This window comes from Moorena sp. SIO3B2 (assembly GCF_010692525.1).
GTDB classification, from domain to species: domain Bacteria; phylum Cyanobacteriota; class Cyanobacteriia; order Cyanobacteriales; family Coleofasciculaceae; genus Moorena; species Moorena producens.
The window spans coordinates 1-1,062 of the sequence record NZ_JAAHHE010000984.1 but is presented as its reverse complement, the minus strand read 5'-3'; the positions used below and the strand labels follow the sequence as shown (position 1 = coordinate 1,062).

The window sequence follows — 1,062 nt, the reverse complement described above, 5'->3', positions numbered from 1 at the left end:
ACAACAAGAAATAAAGTATCTCATGCCTGTAGTCTTCGAAGCCGCCAAGCAGCTACAGTCACAATTGTTAGATACTGAGCAAACACGGGTTAGCCAGTCGAAGGGTGAAGGGTTAAGGGAAAGTCAACCTGATTCACCACTATTTTGGATTCCCCTATCCTTAGAAGCCTATCGCCATCCCATTGAGGAAGCAGTACAGCGCTATGGTTTACAAGCTAAGGTGGTAGCTGGTGAAACTAAGGAAATCTTGGCTGCTGCTGATTTAGCCATTACCAAGTCAGGTACAGTGAATTTGGAACTAGCACTACTAGATGTGCCCCAGGTAGTTTTCTACCGAGTTAATCCCTTTACCTACTGGCTTGCTCGCACCTTCTTGAAGTTTTCCATTCCCTTCATGTCTCCCCCTAACTTAGTAGTCATGCGTTCCATTGTGCCGGAGTTGTTACAAGAGCAAGCCACACCAGAGAATATTGTTCGGGAATCCTTGGAACTCCTTTTTAATCCAGAACGGCGTCAGCAAACCCTGAAGGATTATCAGGAAATGCGCCAGTTATTGGGTGAAGTGGGCGTATGCGATCGCGCTGCTAAGGAAATTTTCCAGCTAATCAGCTAAGTGGTCAAAGGCTAATGGCTGATTGGTAATAGCTTAATGCTTACAATCCTGCTAATTCCAAACCAATTCCAAGTCTAAGACAAAGCCAGGTAAAACATCTTCTCCCGATAATGTTTTGGGAGATTTCAACACCTCTACAGGTTGATTGAGTCGATAAATTTCAACCGTCTTATGATTAGGGTCAATTAACCAACCCAAACGCAGTTGATTATCAATATAATCCTGCATTTTTTGGCGTAACGGTTCCATATTGTCACTCTTTGAACGCAACTCCAGCACAAAATCAGGACAAAGGGGTGGGAAAGTTTCTTGTTGTTCAGCAGTTAATGCATTCCATCGTTTTTGAGTAACCCAAGCTGCATCAGGAGAACGAATTGCCCTATTGGGAAGTCGAAAAGCAGTAGAGGAGTTAAAAGTAACCCCCAGTTTGGTTTGGCGATTCCATAACC

General features: G+C 43.9%; 2 protein-coding genes. One reads left to right on the top strand and one right to left on the bottom strand.

All coding sequences use genetic code 11. From position 1 onward, the window contains the following. Positions 1-613: glycosyltransferase family protein (locus F6K38_RS42920; RefSeq protein ID WP_502709681.1), on the top strand; the 613-nt coding region annotated here is incomplete at its 5' end. Between the two features lie 51 nt (positions 614-664). Here the strand turns inward: F6K38_RS42920 and F6K38_RS42915 are convergent. Then, the coding region (locus F6K38_RS42915; protein WP_287361014.1) for a Uma2 family endonuclease at positions 665-1,062 on the bottom strand (398 nt) is incomplete at its 5' end.